Source organism: Lysobacter sp. Root494, from assembly GCF_001427225.1.
Taxonomy (GTDB): Bacteria; Pseudomonadota; Gammaproteobacteria; order Xanthomonadales; family Xanthomonadaceae; genus Agrilutibacter.
Genome location: NZ_LMFH01000005.1, coordinates 1,274,334 through 1,297,654, shown reverse-complemented (window position 1 = coordinate 1,297,654; position 23,321 = coordinate 1,274,334). Strand labels below are relative to the sequence as shown.

The 23,321-nt window shown below is 66.8% G+C and carries 24 protein-coding genes and 1 tRNA gene; 4 read left to right on the top strand and 21 right to left on the bottom strand.

The genetic code is table 11. From position 1 onward, the window contains the following. Window positions 1–196: 196 nt before the first annotated feature. The 18 genes from ASD14_RS09075 to ASD14_RS08990 all read right to left on the bottom strand — a co-directional run bounded on the left by ASD14_RS09075 (window position 197) and on the right by ASD14_RS08990 (window position 17,123). Window positions 197–829, bottom strand: coding sequence for a response regulator transcription factor (locus ASD14_RS09075; RefSeq protein WP_056131919.1), 633 nt, complete (start codon window positions 827–829; stop codon window positions 197–199). Between the two features lie 78 nt (window positions 830–907). Continuing rightward, entirely contained in the window at window positions 908–1,480 is a 573-nt protein-coding gene (locus tag ASD14_RS09070; RefSeq protein ID WP_056131916.1) for a PilZ domain-containing protein, read from the bottom strand. Then, entirely contained in the window at window positions 1,477–1,758 is a 282-nt protein-coding gene (locus ASD14_RS09065) for a hypothetical protein (RefSeq protein WP_056131915.1), read from the bottom strand. Before ASD14_RS09065 ends, ASD14_RS09070 begins: the two co-directional genes overlap by 4 nt. Continuing rightward, window positions 1,758–2,147 carry a flagellar export chaperone FliS gene (gene fliS, locus ASD14_RS09060; protein ID WP_056131913.1) on the bottom strand — a complete coding sequence of 130 codons (390 nt, stop codon included), beginning with the start codon at window positions 2,145–2,147 and terminating at the stop codon, window positions 1,758–1,760. Before fliS ends, ASD14_RS09065 begins: the two co-directional genes overlap by 1 nt. Before the next feature lie 37 nt (window positions 2,148–2,184). Beyond that, window positions 2,185–3,522 (bottom strand): flagellar filament capping protein FliD, encoded by a 1,338-nt coding sequence (gene fliD / locus ASD14_RS09055; RefSeq protein ID WP_056131910.1) that lies wholly within the window; start codon window positions 3,520–3,522, stop codon window positions 2,185–2,187. Window positions 3,523–3,803: 281 nt separating this feature from the next. After that, window positions 3,804–4,967, bottom strand: coding sequence for a flagellin (locus ASD14_RS09050; protein WP_056131907.1), 1,164 nt, complete (start codon window positions 4,965–4,967; stop codon window positions 3,804–3,806). Between the two features lie 212 nt (window positions 4,968–5,179). Beyond that, window positions 5,180–6,400 (bottom strand): flagellar hook-associated protein FlgL, encoded by a 1,221-nt coding sequence (gene flgL / locus ASD14_RS09045; RefSeq protein ID WP_056131904.1) that lies wholly within the window; start codon window positions 6,398–6,400, stop codon window positions 5,180–5,182. Next, window positions 6,397–8,277, bottom strand: coding sequence for a flagellar hook-associated protein FlgK (gene flgK, locus ASD14_RS09040; protein WP_056131902.1), 1,881 nt, complete (start codon window positions 8,275–8,277; stop codon window positions 6,397–6,399). The genes flgL and flgK overlap by 4 nt, the downstream gene beginning before the upstream one ends. A gap of 3 nt (window positions 8,278–8,280) precedes the next feature. After that, window positions 8,281–9,276 carry a flagellar assembly peptidoglycan hydrolase FlgJ gene (gene flgJ, locus ASD14_RS09035; protein ID WP_056131899.1) on the bottom strand — a complete coding sequence of 332 codons (996 nt, stop codon included), beginning with the start codon at window positions 9,274–9,276 and terminating at the stop codon, window positions 8,281–8,283. A 27-nt stretch (window positions 9,277–9,303) separates the two neighbouring features. Next, window positions 9,304–10,371 carry a flagellar basal body P-ring protein FlgI gene (locus tag ASD14_RS09030; protein ID WP_235565364.1) on the bottom strand — a complete coding sequence of 356 codons (1,068 nt, stop codon included), beginning with the start codon at window positions 10,369–10,371 and terminating at the stop codon, window positions 9,304–9,306. A gap of 116 nt (window positions 10,372–10,487) precedes the next feature. Then, the gene (gene flgH / locus ASD14_RS09025; protein WP_056132421.1) at window positions 10,488–11,216 is read right to left on the bottom strand and encodes a flagellar basal body L-ring protein FlgH; all 729 of its coding nucleotides are present in this window, start codon (window positions 11,214–11,216) and stop codon (window positions 10,488–10,490) included. Window positions 11,217–11,425: 209 nt separating this feature from the next. After that, window positions 11,426–12,211: a flagellar basal-body rod protein FlgG gene (flgG, locus tag ASD14_RS09020; RefSeq protein WP_056131895.1), complete on the bottom strand. Its 786-nt coding sequence runs from the start codon at window positions 12,209–12,211 to the stop codon at window positions 11,426–11,428. Between the two features lie 40 nt (window positions 12,212–12,251). Then, the gene (gene flgF / locus ASD14_RS09015) at window positions 12,252–13,001 is read right to left on the bottom strand and encodes a flagellar basal body rod protein FlgF (RefSeq protein ID WP_056132419.1); all 750 of its coding nucleotides are present in this window, start codon (window positions 12,999–13,001) and stop codon (window positions 12,252–12,254) included. Window positions 13,002–13,161: 160 nt separating this feature from the next. Further along, window positions 13,162–14,382, bottom strand: coding sequence for a flagellar hook protein FlgE (flgE, locus tag ASD14_RS09010; RefSeq protein ID WP_056131892.1), 1,221 nt, complete (start codon window positions 14,380–14,382; stop codon window positions 13,162–13,164). 50 nt (window positions 14,383–14,432) lie between these two features. After that, window positions 14,433–15,098, bottom strand: coding sequence for a flagellar hook capping FlgD N-terminal domain-containing protein (locus ASD14_RS09005; RefSeq protein WP_056131889.1), 666 nt, complete (start codon window positions 15,096–15,098; stop codon window positions 14,433–14,435). A gap of 29 nt (window positions 15,099–15,127) precedes the next feature. Beyond that, window positions 15,128–15,535, bottom strand: a complete 408-nt coding sequence (flgC, locus tag ASD14_RS09000; protein ID WP_056131886.1) for a flagellar basal body rod protein FlgC — start codon at window positions 15,533–15,535, stop codon at window positions 15,128–15,130. Between the two features lie 14 nt (window positions 15,536–15,549). Continuing rightward, window positions 15,550–15,924: a flagellar basal body rod protein FlgB gene (gene flgB, locus ASD14_RS08995; protein ID WP_056131885.1), complete on the bottom strand. Its 375-nt coding sequence runs from the start codon at window positions 15,922–15,924 to the stop codon at window positions 15,550–15,552. Window positions 15,925–16,205: 281 nt separating this feature from the next. Continuing rightward, a complete protein-coding gene (locus tag ASD14_RS08990) occupies window positions 16,206–17,123 on the bottom strand; it encodes a chemotaxis protein (protein ID WP_056132416.1) in 918 nt (305 codons plus the stop codon). An 82-nt stretch (window positions 17,124–17,205) separates the two neighbouring features. On the opposite strand from ASD14_RS08990, the gene flgA reads away from it, so the two are divergent. The 4 genes from flgA (at window position 17,206) to ASD14_RS08970 (ending at window position 19,883) form a co-directional block, all read left to right on the top strand. After that, window positions 17,206–17,889, top strand: a complete 684-nt coding sequence (flgA, locus tag ASD14_RS08985; RefSeq protein WP_082538876.1) for a flagellar basal body P-ring formation chaperone FlgA — start codon at window positions 17,206–17,208, stop codon at window positions 17,887–17,889. 88 nt (window positions 17,890–17,977) lie between these two features. Next, complete coding sequence (gene flgM, locus ASD14_RS08980) at window positions 17,978–18,286, top strand: flagellar biosynthesis anti-sigma factor FlgM (RefSeq protein WP_056131881.1); 309 nt, start codon at window positions 17,978–17,980, stop codon at window positions 18,284–18,286. A 26-nt stretch (window positions 18,287–18,312) separates the two neighbouring features. Continuing rightward, the gene (locus ASD14_RS08975) at window positions 18,313–18,669 is read left to right on the top strand and encodes a flagellar protein FlgN (RefSeq protein WP_056131879.1); all 357 of its coding nucleotides are present in this window, start codon (window positions 18,313–18,315) and stop codon (window positions 18,667–18,669) included. Continuing rightward, window positions 18,666–19,883: an ATP-binding protein gene (locus ASD14_RS08970; RefSeq protein ID WP_056131875.1), complete on the top strand. Its 1,218-nt coding sequence runs from the start codon at window positions 18,666–18,668 to the stop codon at window positions 19,881–19,883. The genes ASD14_RS08975 and ASD14_RS08970 overlap by 4 nt, the downstream gene beginning before the upstream one ends. 54 nt (window positions 19,884–19,937) lie before the next feature. On the opposite strand, the gene ASD14_RS08965 is transcribed toward ASD14_RS08970, so the two are convergent. The 3 genes from ASD14_RS08965 to ASD14_RS08955 form a co-directional block, all read right to left on the bottom strand. Continuing rightward, window positions 19,938–21,674: an EAL domain-containing protein gene (locus ASD14_RS08965; protein ID WP_056131872.1), complete on the bottom strand. Its 1,737-nt coding sequence runs from the start codon at window positions 21,672–21,674 to the stop codon at window positions 19,938–19,940. A gap of 449 nt (window positions 21,675–22,123) precedes the next feature. Beyond that, window positions 22,124–22,198: transfer RNA gene (locus ASD14_RS08960), tRNA-Val, on the bottom strand. Window positions 22,199–22,362: 164 nt separating this feature from the next. After that, complete coding sequence (locus ASD14_RS08955; protein WP_056131870.1) at window positions 22,363–23,319, bottom strand: spore coat protein U domain-containing protein; 957 nt, start codon at window positions 23,317–23,319, stop codon at window positions 22,363–22,365. Between the last annotated feature and the right edge of the window lie 2 nt (window positions 23,320–23,321).

Sequence of the window (23,321 nt, the reverse complement as noted above, 5' to 3'; positions counted from 1 at the left end):
AGCATTGCGCTGATCCCCGGAACCATCGTGAAGTCTGCGTGACGACTAACGAATCAGGGCAAACCTGCGCGCAATTAGGGGAATACCCTTAGCCATGTAGGGGTATCCCCGACATTGCGTCGTGTAACTGACGCGACCAGTCGCTGGAAGACGCGGCGCGGCGAAGACGTGCTGTCGGCTTTCCAGCACGCGTGCGTCAACGGCGGTCATGCAGTCGCATCGCCATCCGCAGCAGTTCGACCGAGTTGCGACAGCCGAGCGTTTCCATCATGCGCGATCGGTGCGTCTCCACCGTCTTGACGCTGAGGCCGAGGTCGGCCGCGATCTGCTTGGTCGTGCGACCCGCGCCCAGTGCATCGAGGATCTCGCGCTGCCTGCGCGACAGGCGGTCGATGTCGCCCAGGGATTTGCGCATTCCCGGCTGCTGCAACTGCGAAGCGAACACCTGCGGGCTGAGGAACGTGCGGCCCGCAGCGGCGGCACGGATCGCGACCTCCAGCTCGGCGGGAGCCGCTTCCTTCACCACGAATCCGCTCGCGCCGCGTTGCATTGCTTCGCGTACGTGCAGCGAGTCGTCGTGCATCGACATGATCACGACGGCGATATCGGGCTGGCTCTGGCGCAACTCGGCCAGCGCGTCGAAGCCGCTCCGGCCGGGCATCGATACGTCGAGCAGCACCACGTCGGGAAGCATCTGCTTCGTGCGCTGCACGGCTTCGTCGGCGCTGCTGGCTTCGCCCACGACTTCGACGCCGTCAAACGAATCCACGAGCCGGCGCAAACCGGCGCGGACCAGCGTGTGATCGTCGCAAATCAGGACTCGGACCAAACCGCCACCCTCTCCGTGTGTGAGGCAGGGATAGCTTACGGAGAGTGATGGATCCGCAAAATCGCTACTTGCGTCGGTTTACTTACCAATGCGTCGACTTTCTGCCACTGCGCGTCGATGTACGCGGAAAAGATGCCGTTCCAGGGCGGCTCCGAGTGCCGGCGGCAGTGGTTCGAAGCGCAGCCATAACGCGTGCAGGCCGCTGCTTCCCTCTGCCTCGAGCGCAATCACGGTCGCCGGAAGAACGAGCGGCGACGGCAGCCATTCGGCCGGTTGCACGCGGAACAGGCCCTGTGTGAGCGGTGGCGCAGCGGCGTCGGTGACCAGGCGTGCGCCGCGTGATGACCATTGCAGCGGGCGCGCGGGATCCGTTGAATGGCCTGCCGCAAGGCCGGCGACCAGCGCAGTGAGCAGGTCGATCTTGGCTTCAAGGCGGCGGAACACGCCTTCGGCATGCGGATCGGATTCGTCGTTGCGTGCGCCGTCCTCGATCACGGCCAGTGCTCGCAGCAACGCTTCGGCCTGGACGGCATGGACTCGCAGGCGCGACGCGTCGAACGGTCCCGGTACGAAGGCCGCGGGGTGGATTTCCGTGCACGCCAGGACGTCACCGAACAACTGTTCGCGTGCGATTTCAGCGGCGGCGCTCATGCCAGCTCCCGCAGCCATGCGCGCGCACGGCGATGGTCTTCCGTAAGACGTTCCATCGCCTCCGCGACGCGGTTGCGTGCGTCGCGCAGTTCAGCCAGCAGTGCGCGCTGCGCGAGCAGCAGGTCGAACCAGGGCTCGCGTGCCACCGCCGAGAGATCGGTAGCCGCCAGTGTCTCGGCGAGCTCGGATTGGTGCATGGCCAGCAGTTCGGTCGCGCGCGGCCAGTCGCCTGCCTCGATGGCGTTGCGGATTCCGGCGGCGGGCAGGTGCGGGACCATTACCGGGCGGGTGCAATCGCGCGCCAGGCGGATTCGACTTCGCCGAGCAGTACGTCGACTTCGCGCAGCGGCTCGGCGTCGTTGTTGGCATTGGCGGCGAGCAGGCGGCGCTGCGCATAGTCGTACAGCGCCTGCAGCCCATCGGCGATTTCGCCTCCGGCCTCGAGGTTCAGTGCACCGTCGAGCCCGCCGATGATCGCGGCGGCGTCGCTGATCGCCTGCGCTTTCCGTGGCATGTCGCCGCGCTCAAGGCAGGCGATGGCGAGACGTGCGCGTTCGCGCGCGCCTGCGAGCATCAACGTGACGAGTTCGTGCGGGCTGGCGTCGAGCACGGCACTGGACACACCGGTCTGCCGGTACTGATTGGCGAAGTTGCGTGCGCTGTACATGGCGGACTCGTGCGAAGGCTTGGGGGGAATCACTTGGTCAGAGGTTGGCGAGCTGCTGTGCGAGGTAGCTGCTCGTGGACTGCATCTTCGACATCAGCTCGTCGAGCGCGACGAACTGCGCGCGGTAACGTTCTTCCAGCTGGCTCATGCGCTCGTCGAGCGCGGTGCGCTGCTCGGTGATGGACTTTGTGCGGCGACTGAGGTTGTCGTCGCGGCTCTTGAGTACGCCGTCGGTGGCAAGCAGGCGGTCCATGCTGGCCTGCAGGTCCGCGGCGAGGCCGTCATCGGAGGCGAACAGCCGCTTCGCCACGGCGGGATCCTTGGCCAGTCCGGCGTCGAACGCGGCGTCATCCATCTTCAGCGTGCCATTCGCTTCGATGGTGATGCCCAACGCCTTGAGGTCGTTGACGGCATTGCCGAGCTGGTTGCGCAGATCCTGGTTGACCCCGCGCATCAGCGCGTCACCGTTGAGCGCCGCCGCGACCTTCGTGGTCGCGTCGTATTTAGTCACCGTGCCGATGGTGTTGATCGAGGCGTTGTAGGCGGTGACGAAACTTTTCGCCGCGGCGCGCAGGACGGACGGATCGGCTGAAACGGTCAGTGTCTTCACGGTGCCCGGTGCGGCTTCGGTCACCGTGATCGTGATGCCCTGGATCATGTCGCTGATGGTGTCGCTGGCGCTGCTGCGTTCGAAGCCATCGACCTTGATGCGCGCGTCGCCCGCGGCCTGCAGCTGCTGCATGGTGCTGGCCGCCGGCTGGTTGTAGGCGAAGGCCGACAGGGCACCGTCGCCGCCGCTGGCGGTGATGCGCAACGCATTCGCCGCGCCGGTCGAGGTCGCGTTGAGGACAAGGTGCGCGCCGTCGTCGGCCTGCACGATGGTGGCGGCGACACCTTGCCCCTGTGCGGCCTTGTTGATGGCGTCGCGCACGCCCTGCAGGGTGGCGTGCTCGGCGTCTACGTCGATTTCGAGCGTCGTGTCGCCGCTGGTGATGGTGAGGTGGCCCGTGCCTATCGTCGTTTCGGCGGAGGCGAATGCCGCGGAGGCGAGCTTGTGCGCACTGGCTCGCGAGAGGACTTCGATGCTGTAGGTGCCGACCGCGGCCTTCGCGGTCGCGGTGGCGGTGAAGCCGGCTTCGGCCTGCACGGTCGCCTTGCGCGCATCCGCGGCATCGCTCGAGCGCAGGCGGGTGAGTGCATTACGCAGGCCGTCGAACGCGCTGCGCAGGCTGCCGAAGGCTGAGATCTCGGCCTTGGTCTTGCGCTCGACCGTGTCGATGCGGTTCGCGGTGGGCGCGCGCTCGGCGGCTACCAGCTGCTGCACGAGCGTGGCGACATCGAGGCCGCTGCCGATGCCGGTGGACGCGATGCTCATCGCGACCACCCATGAAGAGAGCGCGAGACGTCCTGGCGGACCACGGACCTGCGTGTCGTCTGGAATCGGTCGTGGGCCATGGAACACCTCGCGGTAGGAGAAGAATGAAACCGAGTAGCGGGTGGAGCCGGAACGGATGGAGCGGATGCGTTTGTGTTGCGGAGGCTGGGGCCTGGGGGCTGGGGCGTGAAGTCGGACCGACCTTCATTGCCGTCTCCCAACCTCCAGGACCCAGCCTCCGCGGAACGGGACGCGGCCGGTGCCGCGTCCCGCCTCTTTCATCAGCGCAGCAGGCTGAGCACGCCCTGCGGTGCCTGGTTGGCCTGCGCCAGCATCGCGGTGCCGGCCTGGTTCAGGATCTGCGTGCGGGTCAGTTCCGCCGTTTCCTTCGCGAAGTCGGTGTCGCGGATGCGGCTGCGCGAAGCAGTCAGGTTCTCGGCCGTCGTGTTGAGGTTCGCGATGACCGAGGTGAAGCGGTTCTGCACCGCACCCAGGTCGGCGCGGGCGCTGTTGACCGAGTTGAGCGCTGCGTCCATCGCGAGGATCGCGTTGTCCGCACCGCTGACCGTGGAAATGTCGAGGGCGGCGAAACCCGTGTGCGCGGCGCCGGCAACTGCCGTCGCGGTGCCAGCAGTGGTGCCCGCGGTGACGCCACTGACGTTGGTCAGGTTGGCGACGGTCAGGGAGGCGTCGGTCGACGTGATCGCGCCGGTCGCGTCCATGCTCACGTTGGCCAGCGACGTATTGGCGACATTGGCCTTTGCGGTGTCGAATGCAGACTTGATCGCGGCGGTGGCAGCGGCAGCGTCGGCGGCGCCGTCGGCGGTCGTGATCGTCACGCCGTTGATATCCATCGACACGCCGGTGGCGAACGCCGTCGCGGAGGCGGCAGCGGTGGTCTGCGTGTAGGTGGTCGTCGACGGCTCGGTCCAGTTGCCCAGCGAGGCGATGTTCGCGTCGGTGATGCTGTCGACGGTGATCGTCTGGCCCTGGTTGGCGCCGACCTGGAAGGCCTGCGTGGTGAACGAGCCGTCCAGCAGCTTGGTGCCGTTGAACGAGGTCTGGTCGGCGACGCGGTCGATTTCGGCCTTCAGCTGCGCGACTTCCTTCTGCAGGGCGGCGCGGTCATCGGACGAGTTGGTGGCGTTGCGCGACTGCACGGCCAGTTCGCGGATGCGCTGCAGGTTGTTGCCGATTTCGCCCAGCGCGCCTTCGGCGGTCTGCGCCAGCGAGATGCCGTCGTTGGCGTTGCGGGCAGCCTGGTTCATGCCGCGGATCTGGGTCGAGAAGCGCTCGGAAATCGCGAGGCCGGCGGCGTCGTCCTTCGCGCTGTTGATGCGCAGGCCCGACGACAGGCGCTGGATGGTGGTGGCGAGGCTGGCGCTGTTGGTCGCGAGGTTACGCTGCGAGTTCAGCGACATCACGTTGGTGTTGATGATGGACATTGTCTGTATCTCCGGGGTGTCGGTGCCGACGAAGCGTCGGGGTCGGTGGTCCGCAGGGGCTTGCCGTTTCCACCGGCCCTGTCCTCTGCTGGACTAGGTAACGGCACCGTCCGGATTGTCTTTAGTGCGGGCTTTGCACGATTTGTGATAGGGGAGGCGGATGCGGCGCGCCGGACTGCCGTGAACGGCCTTCACGCGCGCCGCGCATCGGTTCAGATCTTGTCGAACAGCGACAGACCCTGGATCCGCAGCATCGATTTCTGCGCAGCTTCCAGTGCGGTCATCTGCAGCGACAGACGGCTGATCGCTTCGGCGTAATCGGTATCGCGCAGTTCCGAGAGCGTGCCGGCGAGCGTGACTTCCTCGCTGCCGCGGCGTTCCGCCGCGCTGTCCAGTTCCTGCAGGCGCATGCCGGTGCCGGCGCGCAGCGTGAGCATGTGGTCCTCGGCGGTGGCGATGTCGCCTATCGCCGAAGCAAGGGCATTGGCGCGCCGTGCCGCGTCGGCTGGCGAAACCGTGGACGCTTCCAGCGCATCGGCGAGCGCATCGAGCGTGGCGAAGACGTCGCGCGTGGGCGCGCGTTCGACAGTGAAACTGTCGCCCGCCGCGGGTGCCCCGGTGATCCGGAACTGCACGCCAAGGCCCGCTGCGGCGTCGGGAATGGCCTGGCCCGGCGTCCAGGTGCCGGCGACCGGTGGGACCAGTGCGGCGCCGCCGCCATCGACGACTTCGTAATCGGTGGCCGAAGTGAAACGCACCGACAGGGCACGTCCGTTCCATGCCAGGGGATCCGTGACATTCGCCGAATCGAGCACGCCGGTGCCGGTGTTGGCGGACGTTGCACTCGCGCGCATGGTGCCGTCCCCGGTACGCACGCGCAGGAAGACGGCGCTACCCGGATCGGTGTCGGCGATGGCGATTTCCGGCGCGATGTCGATGCTGTTCTGGCCATCGTCGCCCGCGTAGCCGACGGTGCCCGCGTTGTCGACGAAGGGCACGACGCCGTCGCGCGTGCCGGCGAAGAGGCGGCGCCCATTACCGTCGTCGCGGTTGGCGATGGCGATCAGCGAGGCGCGCAACTGGCGGACTTCGGTGGCGATCGCCTTGCGGTCGTTGTCGGATAGCGGCGCGTTGTTGCCCTGGATGGCGAGTTCACGCGCGCGCGACAGCGTGCTGCCGGTGTCGGCGAGCGCTTCTTCCTGCAGGCGCAGGCGGTTGTCGACCTGTCCGGCGCTGCGGCCGTATTCGCCCAGCATCGCCAGCACGTGGTCGAGCCGCTGGGCGTTCGAGGCAGCCACCGGATCGTCCTTGGCCTGCGTAATGCGCGTGCCGGTGGTGAGTTGCTGCTGCGTGCGCGCGATCTGGCTCTGGTGGCGCAACAGCGCGGCGAGGCCCTGCGCATGCAGGCCGGAAGTGGATACACGCAAGGTCATCGGCGGATGGCTCCGAGCAGCGACTGGAACACGGTGTCGGCGGTGGCGATCACCTGCGCCGCGGCCTGGTAGGCCTGCTGGAAACGCAGCATGTCGGCGGCTTCCTCGTCGAGGTTCACGCCGGAAATCGATTCGCGCTCGGCTTCGACCTGCGCGTGGATGGCCTGCTGCGCTTCCAGCGTCAGATCGGCATGGCGTGCGGCGCTGCCGACGCGCGCGGTGAGCTGGCTCAGGCCGTTGGTCAGGCTGGTGGTGCCGCCATCGAGCAGGGGCTTGGTGTCCAGCCCGGCGAGCGCGCGCGCATTGCCGTTGTTGGCGGAACGCGGTGGCGTGCGCGAAAGCGCGAAGCGGTCGCCCGCGGCAGGCGTGCCTTCGAGCGTCAACGACCAGCCGTTGCCGGCGATCGGAGTGCCGGCGGTGTAGGCATACGGCCCCGCACCGTCGATCGTGTACTGGTCGGCATCGATGAATTCGATGCTCGCGCCGGCGAAGGCCGCGAATGCCGTCGCATCGGTCACCTGCGCCGCACCGATGCGCGCGGTGCCGAGATTGGACGCGTCCGCGGCGCCCTGCAGCGGTGACGCGGCAGCGATCGCGGCGGGATCCTGCAGCACCACCGCGATGCTGGCCGAGGCACCCGCAGTGGGCGAGACGGCGAAGCGATCTCCGTCCGCAGGCGTGCCGGCTACCACGAGCGAGAGTCCGCCGATGCTCAGTGGATTGGCGGCGGTACCGCTGCCGGACAGCGCGATGGGTTCGCCGTTATCGGCACGCGTCGCGCTCCAGCTACCGGACGCGTAACGCAGCGTGAAGTCCTGTCCGGTAAGTGCGCCGGTATCGGTGACGCTGGCGGAGAGGCTGCCCGTGCCGGTGTTGGATGCATGCGCGTCGACACGCGGCGGCGCGAGGGAGAAAAAGTCCGTGCCTGGCGCGCCGTTGTAGTCGACACCGGCACGTTGTGCCTCGTTGAAGGCGAGAGCGAATGCGGTAGCCGCGCGACCGAGTTCCGCGCGTGCCGGGTCGAGCACGCGGCCGCGGAATTCCAGCAGGCCACCGAGCTCTCCGCCAATCGCCGACGAGGGCAGGCGGATCGGTCCGTTCGCACCTTCCAACGCGATCTGCAGGCGTTCCGGGCGATATGGATCCTGCGTGGTGCCGAGCGGCGTGGCGCGGCCACCCAGTACGAGCGGTTGTCCACCGTTGGTGAATACGTTCATCGCGCCGTCGTCCTGCTCGACGGTTTCGACGCCGACCAGAGTGGCCAGCTGGTCGATGCGCAACGCGCGCGCATCGAGCAGGTCGGGCGATGCGTTGCTCCCCGCGATCGCGATGTCGCGGTTGAGCGAGGCGATCTCGCTCGCGAGGCGATTCGCATCGGCGACCGTGGTGACGAGTTTCTGGTCGGTGTCCTTTTCGATCGTCGCCAGCTGGCTGTCGAGCGAGCGCCAGCGACTGGCGAGCTGCTGCCCCGACGTGACCAGTTGGCTGCGCGCGACCGGCGAAGTCGGATCGGATACCACACCGCGGGCCGCGCCGAAGAATGCCGACCACGGTTGCGACAGGCTGGTCGATTCGCCGGAAAGCAGGGCGTCCACCCGCGTCGACAGCGATGAAAGTTGCTCGAGCCGGCCCATTTCGCCGCTGCTGTCGACCTGTCGCGCGAATACGAGTCCATCGGCGAGACGGCGCAGCCGATCCACGTCGACGCCCTGGCCGATGTAGGTCGCGCTGGTGCCCTGTCCGGGCCGGGCCGCGAATTCGACACGCTGGCGGCTGTAGCCCGGCGTCGCCGCGTTCGCGACGTTGTGGCCGACGGTGCCTAGCGCGCGTTGGAATGCGAGCAGCGCGGAAGTGCCGGTGGAGAGAATGCCGGTCATGCCTTAACCCCGCGGCGTAGTGGCGACGGCGGCGCTGGCCACCATCCGCGTGGCGCCAGGCAGCATCGCCAGGGCGCGGTTGAGAGTGGATCCATTCGCGATCGCGGAGATCTTGTTCGCGTACGAGGGATCGGTGGCGTAACCGGCCTGTTGCAATGCGCTGGCGAAGCGATGCACGTCTTCGCCCGCGCCACGCGCGGACGCATAGCGGTCCTTGCCGAGCAGGCGCGCGTAATCGGCGAAGCTTTCCGCAACCGAGCCGTACGCGCGGAAATCGGCGCGTTCGCTGCGGCGCGTGCCGGCGACGAATTCGTGCGTGGCGGCGTTGACCCGAGAACCGTTCCAGCGTCCGCCCGCCTTGATCCCGAACAGGTTGTGCGAGGTCTCGCCATTCCCGTGCGCGAGACGGCGGCCCCAGCCCGTCTCGAGTGCCGCCTGCGCAACCAGTGCACGTGGCGACACGCCGAGTTCGGCGGCGGTCTTCTGCGCCATCGGCCAGATCGAACGCACGAAGGCTTCGGGGCTGCTGCAGTCGAGCTTCGTTTCCGGATCGCACGCGGCCGCGGGTCCAGCCGACGCAGCCGAAGGAAGCGGCACGTCGAGCGCCTGCATGGAAACGCCGGCACGCGTGGGTGCCAGCGGCAGCAAGCCGTTCGCTGCCGGTAGCGCCATCGGAGCGGGAGGCGTGGACAACGGGAGCGGAACCGGACTCGTGGAGCTCTGCGGCGACGCGCGCTCCAGCTGCCGCATGATCATCGGCGCCAGTCCGAGGCCGCGCCCCTTGCCCAGTTCCTTCGCGAGCTGCTGGTCGTACATCTCGCGATACGTGGTGTTGTCGCCCAGCATCGGATCGCCGCCGATCGATGTACTACGCATCGATTTGATCAGCATGTGCGCGAACTGCGTCTCCAGTTCGCGGGCGGCCTGCTCGATACGCGCATGCGAAGAGCCCGTCGAAGCGGGCTCCAGGGAAATGCCGGTGGCGGATGTCAGGCGCATGTCATGGGCGTGCAAGCGGCGTGCCTGTCAGATCACCTCGAGCTCCGCACGCAGCGCCCCGGCGCGCTTGAGCGCTTCGAGGATCGCGACGATGTCGCCCGGCGCGGCGCCCACGGCATTCACCGCACGCACGATGGCTTCCAGGGAGGTTCCGCCCTGGAACATGAACATGCGTCCGCCTTCCTGCTGCACTTCGATGTTCGATTGCGGAGTCACGACGGTGCCGCCCCGACCGAAGGCTTCGGGCTGGCTGACGTTGATGTTTTCGGTGATCGAAACCGTGAGCGAACCGTGCGAGACCGCGGCAGGCAGCACGGTCACCTGTCCACCCATCACGACGGTGCCGGTGCGCGCACTCACGATCACCTTCGCTGCCGCGGCGCCGGGATTCACTTCCAGCGATTCGAGCTGCGCAAGGAAGGCGATGCGATCGCTGGAAGGCGGAGTCACTTCGATGGTGACGCCATCCAGTGCGTGGGCGTGACCCGCGCCGAAGGCGGCGTCGACGGCGCTGACGATCCGTGCGGCGGTGGTGAAGTCGGCGTCGTGCAGGTTGAGCGTCACCACGTTGCTGCCCTGCGCTGCGTTGGGCACCGAGCGTTCGACGATGGCGCCGTTGGGAATGCTGCCGCCGTTGGGGGCGTTCACCGAGATCTTCGAGCCGTCCTTGCCCGCGGCACCGAAGCCTCCAACGACGAGAGCGCCCTGCGCGATCGCATAGATCTGCCCATCGGCACCGCGCAGCGGCGCCATCAGCAGCGTGCCGCCGCGAAGTGAACCGGCATTGCCGATGGAAGACACGGTGACGTCGATGTTCTGACCCGGCTTGGCGAAGGCGGGCAGTTCGGCCTGGATCGCTACCGCCGCGACGTTCTTCAGCTGCGGATTCACGCCCGGCGGGATCGTTACGCCGAGCTGGTCGAGCATCGTCTTGAGACTCTGCACCGTGAACGGCGTCTGGCTGGTGCGATCGCCGCTGCCATCGAGGCCGACGACCAGCCCGTAACCCACCAACGGGTTGCCGCGCACGCCGGCGACCTGGGCGAGATCCTTGATGCGCTCGGCGTGCGCGGGCGCGATGCTCGCGAACGTCATCAGCAAAGTGATGGCGAATTGCTTTGCGCGCGGCGCGCCACAGCGCACCCTGGCGATGCCGTGTTGCTGACTACGGAGAGCAGCGGCGATGTTCTTCAGGAATCGCATGTCAGCCCTCAGTACGGAAACGCAGCGGAATTGAAGAAGCGCCCGAGCCAGCCCATCGCGTTGGAGCGCGCGATGGTGCCGCGGCCGCCATAGACGATCCGGGCTTCGCCGACGCGGTCCGAGGTGATCCGGTTGTCGGGACCGATATCGGCGGTCCGCACGATTCCTTGAATCTGGACCAGCTCGTCGCCCTGGTTCAGGCGCATGCGCTTTTCGCCGGCGACGCGCAGGTTGCCGTTGCCGAGGTTCTCGACCACCGATACGGTGATGTTTCCGGCCAGCTGGTTGCTTTGAGCGCTGTCGCCGGCGCCCGAAAAGTCGCGCGAGCCTTCGATCTCGGCCTGCAGCAGCGGCTTGCCGTTGTAGGTGACGCCCTGGCCGAAAATCGTCGGTGCCGAGATTCCGACTCCCGCGTCTTTGGTCACGGCGGTTTTCGCATTCGTCTTGGCGCGGGTGTTCTCGACCAGCACGATGGTCAGCAGGTCGCCGACCCCGCGCGCCTTGTTATCTTCGAACAAACGCATGCGCGGCCCGCTCTGATTGCTGCCCGCACTGGCGAAGATCGAACCTCCGCCGTCACCCAGTGCAGCAGCCGCTTCAGCGTGTTGCTGGACGACTTCTGGCCGGCCGGCGGACGAATTGGTTTGCGCAGAGAACGGGCGCACGTCGCCGACGACGGAGGCGCAGCCGGCGAGGGTGAGGAGGGTGGTGCAGGCAAGGACGTGCAAACCGCATATGCGTTGCCCTTGTGTCTGTTTTTGCTCTTGTTGTTGCTCGTCATCCCCGCGAAAGCGGGGATCCAGTGACTTTGTTCTTGCTTTTGCCCATTCCTGGTTCAAGAGCCAAAGGCACTGGATGACCAGCGCTCCACGCTGTGGAAGAGCGCTTCCGGCCTTCGCAGGAATGACGAGCAACGGCAAGAGCGCATTAGCCGACATCACACCACTCACAGGTTGTTATTGAGGTACGCCAGCATCTGATCGGTCGTCGAAATCGCCTTCGCATTGGTCTCGTAGGCGCGTTGCGTTTCGATCATCGACACCAGTTCCTCGACGACGTTGACGTTGGAGCCTTCCAGTGCGCCCTGCACGAGCACGCCGACACCGCTCTGGCCGGGTGCACCGCTCTGCGCGGGTCCGCTCGCGCCGGTTTCGACGAAGAGGTTTTCGCCCTTGGCCTGCAGGCCGGCGGGATTGACGAAGTCGGCGAGCGTCAGCTGGCCGACCTGCACGGATTCGGCCTGCCCGGCGATCTGCACGCTTACCGTGCCGTCGCTGCCCACGGTCACGCTCTGCGTGCCTTCGGGAAACTGCAGGCCCGGCTGCACCGGGTATCCGGAATTGGTGACCAGCTCGCCCTGTGCGTTGAGCTGGAAGCTGCCATCGCGCGTGTACGCGGTGCTGCCGTCGGGCATCAACACTTCGAAGAAGCCGCGGCCATTGATCGCCACGTCCAGCGCGTTGCCGGTCTGCGCGAGGTTGCCCTGGGCGAACTGCTTGGCCGTCGCCGCGACGCGCACGCCGGTGCCGGTCGAAAGGCCCGTCGGCAGCTGCGTCTGCTCGGAAGACGCGCCGCCGGGCTGGCGCACGGTCTGGTAGAGCAGGTCTTCGAAGCTGGCACGATCGCGCTTGAAGCCGGTGGTGTTCGTGTTGGCGAGATTGTTGGAAATCACCGCCATGCGCGTCTGCTGCGCGTCGAGGCCGGTCTTGGCGATCCACAGAGCCTGGGTCATGGCGGATTACTCTTCGAAGAAGGGGTGGTTGTGGTGGAACTCAGCGCGATGACAGCAGCGAATTGGCCGAACGTGCGCTCTCGTCCGCACTGTGCAAGACGCGTACCTGCGTCTCGAACTGGCGCGCGAGCTGGATCATCGACACCAGCATCGCGGTGCCGTCGACATTGCTGTTCTCCAGCACGCCGGCAGTGAGGACGTTGCCGGCCGCGGGCGGCGGCGGGTTCGATCCGGGCGGCGTACGCATCAGTCCGTCTTCGCCTCGCACCAGGTCGCGGGTATTCGTCGCGACGACCTGCAGGCGGCCGGCACTGGCCATCGTCGAAGGGGGCTGGCCCTGTGGCACGATCGAGATCGTGCCGTCGCCACCGATGTGCAGGGCGTCGTTGGGCGGAACCGTCATCGGCGCGCCCGACTGGTCGAGCACCGAAAGGCCGCTCGCCGTGGTGAGCAGGCCGTTCTGGTTGATGCGCAGATCGCCGGCACGCGTGTAGGCGACTCCGCCGTTGCGATCCTGCACCGCGAGCCAGTGTTCCGACTGCAACGCGATGTCGAGCGGATTGCCGGTATTGGTCAATGCGCCCGCTGCCGAGCTCACGCCCATCGTCTGCTGCATTGTCGCCACGCGCGAAGGCAGGCCGGCACCGGCGACTGGCGCCGCCACGGTTCCGGTCAGCGTCGCCTGGAAGCCGACGGTGTCGGTGTTGGCCAGGTTGTGCGCGACCGAAGCCTGGGCGCGCAGCGTGGCGCTGGCGCCGGTCATCGCGATGTATAGGGAGCGGTCGGTCATGGGTTTTTCCTGCACCTGGAACGGCATCGCTTTCGCTCGTCGTTCCCGCGTAGGCGGGAACCCAGCGACTTTGCTTTTCGCCTGCGTCTGAAGCTGAAAGCCAAGGCCAAGTCACTGGATCCCCGCCTTCGCGGGGATGACAAGCAAGAGGGATCGCTCACTAGCGAATGTTGATCACCGTCTGCGTGATCTGGTCCTGTGTCGAAATCATCTGCGCGTTCGCCTGGAAGTTGCGCTGCGCGCTGATCATGTTCACCAGCTGCGCGGTGAGGTCCACGTTGGAGGCTTCCAGCGCGCCCCCCTGCACCAGTCCGAATTCAGACGTTCCCGCGGCACCGCGGCGCGCCTGGCCCGACTCGAACGTCTCCGCCCAGCCGTTGTCGCCCAGCGGCTGCAGACCCTGCGGATTGGTGAAGGTGGTCAGCGCGACCTGGCCGAGCGGCGTCGACACGCCGTTGGTGTAGCGCGCATTGACGATGCCTTCGCTGGAGACCTCGATGTTGATGAGGCGGCCCGTCGCATAACCATCCTGCGTCAGCGACGACACGCCGAATGCATTGCCGTACTGCGTGGAGCCGCTCATCTCGAGCGTGACCGGCATGGGTGCCGCGCCGGTTGCCGGAGTGAAGGCGGGCAGGGCGATGCGGCCGGGCGATGGCGAAACCAGCTGCCCACTCGACGAATACTGCAGCGTCTGCGCCGTGCCCACGTCGGCGCCATCGATCTGCGTCTGCACCTGCCACTCGTTCGGGTTCGCCGTCTTGATGAAGTACATCGACTGCGTGTGCGTCGCGCCGAGCGAGTCGTAGACCGTCACGGAAGTGGTGTGGTTGTACGTGGACGGGTCGTTGGCGTCGAACGGACTGAGCAGCGGCGGCGACGCATCGCCCGGCAGGTTGGTGCCGACTTCGACCGTGGTGGTCGCCAACGGCGGCGAATCGCCGGTAGCCAGCCGCAGGTCGCCCAAGCGGCCCGTATCGAAACCATTGCCGCCTGCATTCGGCAGGAACACCTGCAAGCGCTGGCCCGACGGATTCACGACATAGCCATCGCGATCGGTGCCGAAGTTGCCGGCGCGCGAATACACCATCGACCCATTGGCGGACAGGGTGAAGAAGCCCTGGCCGGACAGCGCGAGATCGAGCGCGCGGCCGGTGAAGTCCACGTTGCCCTGTGCGAACTGCTGCGCGACCTTGTCCAGCCGCACGCCCGCGCCGATCGCGTTGCGCGAGAGGCCGGCGGCCGAGACCGGGAAGACGTCGGCGAACTCCGCACGCGATTCCTTGAAGCCTGTGGTGTTCGCGTTGGCGATGTTGTGCGAGGTGACGTTGAGATCGGCCGAAGCCGCGTTCATGCCACTGAGCGAGATGCGGAAACTCATGTGTGCTCCTGTGCCGTGTGGAGTCGTGCGTCTGGGAACTGCACCGGCGATCAGCCGATGCGGCGGATGGCCGACAGCGGATGGCTGCCCAGGCCTTCGAGGTTGAGGACGAGCCCGCTGGGCTCGATGGAAACGCTGTCGATCTGCGCAGCGACGCTGACGGTGAGGGCTTCGGACTCCTCGCCACTGCCTGCGATTGCGCGGACGGTGTAACGGCCGCCGGTCGTCGCCTGGCCCGCATCGTCGCGTCCGTCCCACTGGAAGGGCACATTGCCGGCGGCATTCGCCTGCACGCTCATGGTGCGTACGCGCGTGCCTGCGGCATCGACGATCTCGACGGTGACCGGACCCGCGCTCGTGGCCGTGATTTCGCCGCGCACAGTGGTGCCGGCCTGCACGTCGAGAGAAGAGGCTTCCACCAGCGCTTCGCGGCCCACCAGTGCGGCCGCGCGCAAGGTCTGGTCGGATTCCATGATGCTCGCGACCGCCTGCATCGCGCCCTGCATCTTGTCGATGCCCTGCACGGTGGAAAACTGCGCGAGCTGGCCAAGGAACTGTGCGTTGTCGAGCGGCTTCAGCGGGTCCTGGTTCTTGAGCTGCTCGGTCATCAGGCGCAGGAAATCGGCCTGGCCGAGCGACGTGCTGCGGTCGTTCGGCTGCGCCGCCAGGCCGAGCGAAGCGAAGGTGTTGTCGGTGCTGCTGGTGACCGTGCTCATATCGAAACGATTTCCTCGGCGGGCGCGCGTCAGCGGCCCAGGTTGAGCGTGGCGACGGCGAGTTCCTTCGCGCTGTTGAACACCTCGACATTGGCCTGGTAGCTGCGCGAGGCGGAGATGAGGTCGACCATCTGCGCGACCGGATCGATGTCCGGCGCGTACACGTAGCCCTGTGCGTCGGCGAGCGGATGGCCGGGTTCGTAGCGCTTCAGCGGTGCAGCGGTGCTTTCGGTGACCTGCGTCACCTGCACGCCGGCGAGCGCCGGGTCGTTGCCGACCGGTTCCGCCGAAAACACCGGCTGTTTGGCGCGGAATACGGCGTCGGGATTTCCGGAAATCGAGTCGGCGTTGGCGAGGTTGGACGCGACGGTGCTCAGCCGCACCGACTGCGCGTTCATCGCCGAACCGGCGACGTCGAAGATGGGCAGGTTGCTCATGGGCCGCGCGCCTCCTATTGGCCGGTGATCGCGGTCAGCATCGAGCGGACCTTCGATTCGATGAAGGAAAGCGAGGCGCGGTATTCAACGACCGCCTGCGCGTAGCTCGCGTTCTCGCGATCGCCATCGACCGTGTTGCCGTCGAGGCTGGGCTGGCTGGCCGGACGCAGGTACTGCGCGCTCGCGGCGGCTTGCTGGATCGCATCCCCGCCGCCGGGGCCCGTCGCGTTGCTGCCGGGCTGCAGCGCACTGCGGAGCGCAGTGGTGAAGTCCAGATCCTGGGCCTGGTAATGCGGTGTGTCCGCGTTGGCGATATTGGCGGCGAGCAGCTGCAAGCGCTTCTCGCGCAATGCGAGCGCGGTGCCGTGGATGCCAAGGAAGTCGGACATGGTGCTCTCCGGGAGCGGATTTCCTCCCGGGTGAGGCAAGCGGCGTGCCAGCGGACGTGATGCTCGCCCGACGTTGTCAGGAAACCCCGACGGATCGGTCCTGTCCGTCATTCCTGCGAAGCGCTCTTTCGCAGCCGAAGGCTGGTCAAGCAGGCGTCTTTTCCACGGACGCATGTCCGTTCATCCAGCGCCTTTCGCGCTCGAGAATCAGAAGCAAGGCACTGGATCCCTGCTTGACCAGCCTTAGGTTGTGAAAGAGCGCTTCGCAGGGATGACGAGCATCAAAACGCCCGAATCCGCGCTGCGATCCGGTCCGCCAGATCCCGCTCCGAGTACTTCGGCACGAAGTCGTCCGCGCCGACGCGTTCCACCATCGCCTGGTTGAACACGCCCGACAGCGAGGTATGCAACAGCACGAAGAGTCCGCGCAGCGCCGGGTCGTGACGGATTTCCGTCGTCAGGGTGTAACCGTCCATCGCCGGCATTTCGATGTCGGAGATGACCATGGCATAGCGTTCGTGCGGCGGCTGCCCCGAGCGGGCCATCAACTGCAGGTGATCGAGTGCCTGACGGCCATCGGACAGCAGCGTCGCTTCCAGCCCGAGCTGGTGCAGCACGGCGCGGATCTGGTTGCGCGCGACGCGCGAGTCGTCGACGACCAGCACTTCGCGCGGACCCGCCGTCATGGGCAGGATCGAGATCGCGCCGCCGTCGCTGCTGCGCGGGGCGGACTCGGCCAGCACGCTTTCCACGTCGATCAGCTGGATCAGCTCGCCCTGGTGGCGGGTAATGCCGGTGAGGTAATGGCTGTCGCCGCCCAGTTCCGGCGGCGGCTGGATCTGTTCCACCGCGATGTTGACGATGCGGTCGACGCCGCCCACGAGGAAGCCCTGCACCGAGCGGTTGAATTCGGTGACGACCAGGTACTTCGGTTCGAATTCGGCGTCACTCGCATGACCGATCGCCCGCGCGAGGTCGAGCACCGGCACGCTGCGTCCGCGCACGTCGGCGGCACCCACGAACGCCGCCGGCAGCGAGGGCAGGGTGAACAGGGCGGGCCGCGGCAGCACTTCCTGCACCTTGAAGACGTTCACGCCAAAAAGCTGACGCGAAGCGAGCCGGAACAACAGCAACGCCAGCCGGTTGTGTCCGGCCAGCCGGGTGCGTTGGTCGATGCGGTCTAGCAGGTCCTGGCTCATGGGCGGTTTGTCGGCTGCAAAGCCCATTCCTTGAGCCTGGCGCTCCGCGATGCGCCGGGCACGCGCCTTGCAACGTGCCGGCATGTTCTCGTTCCGCCCCCGCCTGCCCGCGTCACTGCTGTCCGTCCTGTTCGCGTGCGGCGGCGTCGCCGTTGCGGACGCGGCGGACCGGGGCGCATCGCATCCGCCGGACGCTATACGGGCTGCGGCGATCGCGGCGGTAGGCGCTCCCGCCGACGCCGACGCCACGCTCGACGCGGCTTTGCGGCTTCCGCGCTGCGCGCAGCCGCTACAGGCCGCCGCGTCGGGTCCACGCACGGCACTCGTGCGCTGTCCCGATGCACCGGGTTGGCGTGTGTACGTGCCGGTGCAGGCGCATCGCGAAGCCGACGTCGTTGTCCTCGCCGCGCCTGCCTCGCCAGGCATGCCGATCGCTGCGCAGCAACTCATCGTCCAGCGCCGCGACATGGCCACGTTGACGGGCACGGCTTTCAGCGATCCGGCCGCGCTGGCCGGTCGCGTGCCCCGCCGCCTGCTCGCAGCCGGTACCGTTCCCACCGAAGCGGATTTTGCCGTGGGCGCGACACTGCGACGTGGCGATCCGGTGGTACTGCTGGCACGGTCCGGTGGCGTGGAGGTCCGGATGCAGGGGCGCGCGCTGGGCCCGGCCCAGCCTGGCGGTCGGATCACGGTGGAAAACACCGTGTCCCGCCGTATTCTCCGCGGCCAGCTGGGCGCGGACGGGACCGTGGAGGTCCTGCCGTGACCTGCCGCTTCAATCCATCGCCAGGGCAGGCTCAAGTTCGGCGGAGCGGTGCCGTTACAGTGCTCGACCGAGTCATCAGGAGTGCGTCATGACCCACAAGATCGAAGGATCGCAGCCGCTTGCACGGCCATCCGAGCCCGTGGCCTCGTCGGCTGCCCGTGCCGGCGCGGAACGCGGCCAGCCGGTGTCCGCCGCCAGCACGACCGAAAGCGTGCGCTTCACTGGTGAAGCCGAAAGCCTGCAAGCCCTCGAACGCCAGCTGGGTTCCGCCCCGGCCGGCATCGACGTCGCCCGCGTCAATGCGCTGCGCGCGGCCATTGCCGACGGCAGCTATCGCGTCGATGCGGCAAAGGTCGCCGACCGCATGCTCGATCTCGACCGTGCGCTGACGAAGTAGAAGCTGCAGAGCCACACGCACCGACCATGTCCCCTGTCGTGGATCCGACCACCGCCCCGCATCCGCTCGAAGCGCTGGAACTCGCGCTCAACGCGGAACGGCGCGCGCTGCTCGAACACGACGCCGAAGCGCTGCTCAGCTCGACCGCGGCCAAGCTCACCGCGCTGCGCGAGGCCGAAAGCCTTCCACCGGATGCGGGCAATGTGGACCGCCTGCACGCGTTGCGCGATTTCAACCAGGCCAACGGCATCCTGCTGGCGCGTCGCCGCCGTGAAGTGAGCTGGGCGTTGCGCCATCTCGGCCGCGTGGAATCCACCGGCGTGTACGATGCCACCGGGCAGCCGGGCGCCAGCCCTACGGCGCGCTGCCTCGGGGTGGGATGAGCGAACACGAATCGAATCCGTCGTCCGTCAGCCGCAGCGACGACATGCGCTGGGTCGTCGATACCGTGGGCAGTGCGGCAATGCTGGTCGATGCGCACGGCCTGATCCTCCATGCCAATCCGTCCAGCCATGCGCTGGCCGCGCGGCTCCGTCCCGGCGCCGGTCCCGAATTCCTGTTGGGCCTGGTGTCGCAGGACGAATGGGCGGAGGCGAGGGCGACAGGCCGCTGGACCGGCGAACTCGATGTCCAGGGCACGACGCTGGGCGTGCGCCTCTACACGGGCAAACAGGGCGAGGCGACGCGCAGCCTTCTGACCATTGGCGAAGTGGGTGCTGCAGGCAGCGCAGACGCGCACGCAACCGATGCGCCGCACGACCGGTTCGCTCATACCTTCCGGCGCCTGGGGGGCTCGCACGAACAGCTGCTGCAATCGGAAAAGATGGCGTCGATCGGCCAGCTCGCCGCCGGCGTCGCGCACGAGATCAACAATCCGATCGGTTACGTGCATTCGAACCTGGGCACGCTGCAGGAATACGTCGGCGCGCTGTTCGCATTGGTCGAGTGCTACGACTCGGTCCTCCAGTCGGACGATCCGGTCGCGCGCCGCCACGAAGTGCAGGCCAGGCGCGACAGGCTCGATATCGACTTCATCGCCGGCGACCTGCCCAAGCTGCTCGAGGAATCGCGCGAAGGCATCGAGCGAGTCACCAAGATCGTGCAGGACCTGAAGGATTTCTCGCGAAGCAGCAGCGAACCGATGCGCCCGGCGGACCTGCACAAGGGGCTCGAATCGACGATCAACATCGTCTGGAACGAGCTCAAGTACAAGGTTCACCTGGAGAAGCACTACGGCGAGATGCCGCTGGTGGAATGCCACGCATCGGAAATCAACCAGGTGCTGATGACGCTGCTCATCAACGCGGGCCAGGCGATCGAGAAACGCGGCAGCATCGTCATCGCTACCGGTGCGGAGAATGGCGAAGCATGGATCAGCATCGCGGACACCGGCTGCGGCATCGCCCCCGAAGCCTTGCCGCGCATCTTCGAGCCGTTCTTCACCACCAAGCCGATCGGCCGCGGCACCGGCCTGGGATTGGCGGTCGCCTACAACATCGTTGCCAAGCACCACGGCCGGATCGAAGTCAGCAGCGCGCGCGGCAGCGGCAGCGTATTCCGGCTGGTGCTGCCGGTCGTCCAGCCTGAAGGCGGATAGCGCGGACGCTCATCGCCCGTTGCCACGGCGTTGGAACCGGCGGGCGATGCGCCCTCAGAAGCTCTCTTCGTAAGTTCCCACGCGTTCATGCGCGCGGAACGCATCGCGGATGTGCTCGCGCAGTTCGTCGTCGTTCCACGGCTTGGTCAGGAAGCGGTAGATCGCGCCGCGATTGATCGCATCGGTGATCGTCGCCAGGTCCGTGTAACCGGACAGGACCATGCGCATCGTGTCCGGATAAAGATCGCGGACACGCTCCAGGAACTCGGTGCCGTTCATGTCGGGCATGCGCTGGTCGGACAGGATCACCTGGACGGGATTGTTCGCGAGAAGGTCGAAGGCTTCACGGACGCTGCTCGCCGTCAGCAGGCGATAACCGTCGCGGCGGAACAGGCGCACGAGCGAGCGCAGCACGTTGTTCTCGTCGTCGAGCAGCAGCAGCGTGCGTTCCGGACGCGTGGCCGCGAATGCTTCCGGCAACAGGAAGCGGCGGCGGATCAGTTCGCCCATGTCCCCGGCCGGGCGAGGCGGACTGAAGAGATGCCCGAGGAAGAAATCGCAGTGGTTGCGGCGGAGGAAGTTGACTTCGGCTTCGGTCTCCACGCCCTTCGCCGTGACCTTCATTCCAAGCCGGTGACCCAGCGCGATGATCCCGCGCACGATCGCCGCCGCCCGCGGATCGCTGGCGATGTTGTGGATCAGGCTGCGGTCGATCTTGAGGCGATCCAGCGGGTATTGAGCCAGGGCAGCGAGCCCGAGCCCACCCATGCCGAAGTCCTGCACCGTCATCGTCGCGCCGAGCGCACGCAGGCCGGCCAGGGTGCCTGCAACGTTGCGGGCATCCAGGGCAAGCACGCTTTCGGAGACTTCGAACTCCAACGCGCGGGCCGGAATCTGGTGCTTGTGCAACATCTGCCCGATCAGGTCCGTGCAATCCGGGCGGATCAGCATCGGGTTGGCCAGGTGCACGGAGATGTTGAGGTAATCCAGGCCTTCCGCGCGCCATTTCGCGAGTTGCGAAATGGCGCGGTTCACCACCCAGTAGCCGACGCGCGCGGACAGCCCGCTGCGGTCGATCACGTCGAGGAAATTGCCGGGTCGCAACAGTCCGTGATCGGACGTCTGCCAGCGCAGCAGCACGCTTACTGCGTCGATGCTGCCGTCCTGCGCGTTGACCGTCGGCTGATAGAACAGCTTGAACTCATCGTTCGCCAGGGCATCGACCACGGTGCGCGACAGGTTTTCGTGATTCTGCGGCGAGCCGTTGGGCAACACGGACAGACCGATGCCGTTGTTGCTCTCGCGCTTGGCCAGGCGCACAGCCTCGTCGGCCTGCGCGAGCAGGCCGGCTGCATCCTGCGCGTCGTCGGGATACACGGCGATGCCGATCGCCAGACTCACCTGCAACACGTACGGCGGGACCGACAGGGGGGAATCGAAAGCATCGTGCAGTCGCTCGGCCAGTGCCATGCCATCGGGTTCGTCGCGGCGATAACCGATTCCCGCCACGAACTCGTCGCTTCCGAGCCGCCATAACCAGCCTTCGGCCGGCATGGCCTTGTCGAGCCGTTGCGCGATCGCTGCAAGCACCTGGTCGCCAACGGCATGGCCCATGCTGTCGTTGATCGCACCGAAGCGGTCGATGTCGATATGCAACAGCGCGACGCGCCGTCCCGTCGCACCCGCTGCCGCGAGCCCAGCGGAGAGGCTCGGTCCGCCGGCGCCCAGACGGTAAAGCGACGTGGTCGGATCGACGGGAATGCTGCCGTGCTGGTCGTACCGCGTGCTCATGGACGCGGCGGGATCCGGCGTGCGCGAAGCGGCGGCAACAGGTCCCCGAGTCCGCACTCCGATGACCGGCTACGAACATTCGCGCTGCAATTAACCATTGGTCCTGTCGCCATAGCCGGTCTCGCCTGGCATTCGCGATTCCCTATCGTGTCGGGGAGCAGCGATGCCGTTCGATTTGATGGATGCCAGGCGCCATTCAACGGTGTTTACGATCGGATAGGCAAGTAACGGACGCGGGTTGGCTTCATTGGCCACAAGCCCGGCAGGGACGATGCAGGGACGATGCAGGGACGATGCAGGGACGATGCAGGGACGATGCAGGGACGATGCAGGGACGATGCAGGGACGATGCAGGGACGATGCAGGGACGATGCAGGGACGATGCAGGGACGACGATGGAAAACGAAAAAACCGGCACTGGGCCGGCTTTTTGCAACACCATGAAGGAGTGGTGGGCGGTGCAGGGTTCGAACCTGCGACCCTTGCCGTGTGAAGGCAATGCTCTACCGCTGAGCTAACCGCCCGATGCGTGCGCAGGGCGCCGCTGGGCCGCGCAGTATATAGAGAAGGCGTTTGTTTTCAAAGCCCGCATGGCACGGATTCAGGTGCGTCGGGCAGCTCGCTGTGCGTGATTCAATCCAGCTGCAGTTCGGGCTGCCGCGTATCCGGCTGGACAGAAATGCGGCTCTCAGAACGTCAGGGTAGCGGTGACCGTGTCGCTGTAAGTGCCCTCGGCCTGCGGGCCTTGCGTCGGCACCTGGAGATAGATCGGAATGCTTTGTGGCGTGCCGGCTCCGGTGCCCGTGCGCGTGACGGTGCCCATCGTTCCGTTGCCCCACACGTTGGCCGGACCCGGATCGCGGTAGATCTGGTATTGGACCGTGCCGGGACCGCCTCCGCCCAGGCCCATGCGACGCGATGCATAGGTATTTCCCGGTGTCGATCCTGCGTTCATTGCGAGCGTCCACGGCGCGCCGCTGGTGCAGGTCACCGTCGCATTGGTAATCGCGTTGATCGGGCTTGTGAGCCGGGTGACGGTACCGAAACTGACGTTGGGAATGTCGAGCGTGCAATCGGCGCCTACGCCGGCGTTGACTGGAAAGCTCGACCCCTGGGGAATCAAGCCTGCGGGCGCGCAGCTGCCCGCGGTGAAATTGCCGGCGTCGGTGGCGATGGCGAGTGCAAGACTGTAATTGCCCGATGCGGCTGTCTGCCCCGCGAACAGGCGCCCGGAGATGGGGAAGCTGACGTTCACCGGCGTGCCGCTCGGGGATCCTGAGGTGAAGGCACGCTCCATGACCATGCCCGTGGATTCGCTGGTGGAAGTCGCGATGACCGCTCCGCCGCTACTGTCATAGAGCTGGAAGTTGAGGGTGTTTGCACCCGAAACCAGCCGGCGGGGGTTGGGCACCGGGGCATCCGTCCCCAGCGACAGACAGACACGCCGTGGTTGCCCGTTGCCACCGCCGATGCACGTCAGGACGATGCTGCCGCCGACATCGATCTGTCCGGTGGGAGTCGCCGAGAGGTTGCCGCCAAAACTGATTCCGGAGCTGGAAGCGACCGTGCATGTCTGCGCGCTGGCCGTTGCGGACCATGCGAGCAGGACGACGACCACCAGCAACGGAAAAATCAGACGCGACATCC

What these genes read in the sequence shown, in the direction of transcription:
- ASD14_RS09070 (WP_056131916.1), bottom strand. Translation starts at nt 1,480, where the DNA reads ATGAGCGCCGCCGCTGAAATCGCACGCGAACAGTTGTTCGGTGACGTC.
- ASD14_RS09065 (WP_056131915.1), bottom strand. Translation starts at nt 1,758, where the DNA reads ATGGTCCCGCACCTGCCCGCCGCCGGAATCCGCAACGCCATCGAGGCA.
- fliS (WP_056131913.1), bottom strand. Translation starts at nt 2,147, where the DNA reads ATGTACAGCGCACGCAACTTCGCCAATCAGTACCGGCAGACCGGTGTG.
- fliD (WP_056131910.1), bottom strand. Translation starts at nt 3,522, where the DNA reads ATGAGCATCGCGTCCACCGGCATCGGCAGCGGCCTCGATGTCGCCACG.
- ASD14_RS09050 (WP_056131907.1), bottom strand. Translation starts at nt 4,967, where the DNA reads ATGTCCATCATCAACACCAACGTGATGTCGCTGAACTCGCAGCGTAAC.
- flgL (WP_056131904.1), bottom strand. Translation starts at nt 6,400, where the DNA reads ATGACCTTGCGTGTATCCACTTCCGGCCTGCATGCGCAGGGCCTCGCC.
- flgK (WP_056131902.1), bottom strand. Translation starts at nt 8,277, where the DNA reads ATGACCGGCATTCTCTCCACCGGCACTTCCGCGCTGCTCGCATTCCAA.
- flgJ (WP_056131899.1), bottom strand. Translation starts at nt 9,276, where the DNA reads ATGCGCCTGACATCCGCCACCGGCATTTCCCTGGAGCCCGCTTCGACG.
- ASD14_RS09030 (WP_235565364.1), bottom strand. Translation starts at nt 10,371, where the DNA reads ATGACGTTCGCGAGCATCGCGCCCGCGCACGCCGAGCGCATCAAGGAT.
- flgG (WP_056131895.1), bottom strand. Translation starts at nt 12,211, where the DNA reads ATGACCCAGGCTCTGTGGATCGCCAAGACCGGCCTCGACGCGCAGCAG.
- flgF (WP_056132419.1), bottom strand. Translation starts at nt 13,001, where the DNA reads ATGACCGACCGCTCCCTATACATCGCGATGACCGGCGCCAGCGCCACG.
- flgE (WP_056131892.1), bottom strand. Translation starts at nt 14,382, where the DNA reads ATGAGTTTCCGCATCTCGCTCAGTGGCATGAACGCGGCTTCGGCCGAT.
- ASD14_RS09005 (WP_056131889.1), bottom strand. Translation starts at nt 15,098, where the DNA reads ATGAGCACGGTCACCAGCAGCACCGACAACACCTTCGCTTCGCTCGGC.
- flgC (WP_056131886.1), bottom strand. Translation starts at nt 15,535, where the DNA reads ATGAGCAACCTGCCCATCTTCGACGTCGCCGGTTCGGCGATGAACGCG.
- flgB (WP_056131885.1), bottom strand. Translation starts at nt 15,924, where the DNA reads ATGTCCGACTTCCTTGGCATCCACGGCACCGCGCTCGCATTGCGCGAG.
- ASD14_RS08990 (WP_056132416.1), bottom strand. Translation starts at nt 17,123, where the DNA reads ATGAGCCAGGACCTGCTAGACCGCATCGACCAACGCACCCGGCTGGCC.
- flgA (WP_082538876.1), top strand. Translation starts at nt 17,206, where the DNA reads ATGTTCTCGTTCCGCCCCCGCCTGCCCGCGTCACTGCTGTCCGTCCTG.
- flgM (WP_056131881.1), top strand. Translation starts at nt 17,978, where the DNA reads ATGACCCACAAGATCGAAGGATCGCAGCCGCTTGCACGGCCATCCGAG.
- ASD14_RS08975 (WP_056131879.1), top strand. Translation starts at nt 18,313, where the DNA reads ATGTCCCCTGTCGTGGATCCGACCACCGCCCCGCATCCGCTCGAAGCG.
- ASD14_RS08970 (WP_056131875.1), top strand. Translation starts at nt 18,666, where the DNA reads ATGAGCGAACACGAATCGAATCCGTCGTCCGTCAGCCGCAGCGACGAC.
- ASD14_RS08965 (WP_056131872.1), bottom strand. Translation starts at nt 21,674, where the DNA reads ATGAGCACGCGGTACGACCAGCACGGCAGCATTCCCGTCGATCCGACC.
- ASD14_RS08955 (WP_056131870.1), bottom strand. Translation starts at nt 23,319, where the DNA reads ATGTCGCGTCTGATTTTTCCGTTGCTGGTGGTCGTCGTCCTGCTCGCA.